We start from the raw sequence: 386 nt of genomic DNA, 5'->3' as shown, positions 1-386 counted from the left end.
AACGGGAGGATGGGAATGGGAGATCATCACGGCACCCCGGACCGGGTACTGGGCGGGGATGCCGGCGATGTGATGTATCCGCACTACCTCATCAACGGACGTATCCCCCGTGCTCACCGGACCTTCGAGGCTCGCCCGGGCAACAAGGCCCGCCTGCGGTTTATCAACTCCGGCGGTGACACCATCTTCAAGGTGGCCCTCGGGGGTCACCGCATGACCGTTACCCACACCGACGGCTTCCCTGTCCAGCCCTTGGAGACCGAATCGATCTACCTGTCGATGGGCGAGCGTGTCGACGTCGAGGTCATCCTCGGCGACGGCGTCTTCCCGCTCACGGCTTTGGCGGTGGGTAAGAACGACCGCGCCTTCGCCGTCATCCGCACCGC

General features: G+C 64.8%; 1 pseudogene. It reads left to right on the top strand.

Features of this window, described 5'->3' with window-relative positions:
• Window positions 1-386 (top strand): annotated as a pseudogene (locus HMPREF2756_RS04245) (multicopper oxidase family protein); the annotation flags it as partial.

This window comes from Rothia sp. HMSC067H10 (genome assembly GCF_001810635.1).
Classification (GTDB): Bacteria; Actinomycetota; Actinomycetes; order Actinomycetales; family Micrococcaceae; genus Rothia; species Rothia dentocariosa.
Note: the sequence above shows the minus strand (reverse complement) of the source record. Positions and strands in the feature narration are given on the sequence as shown.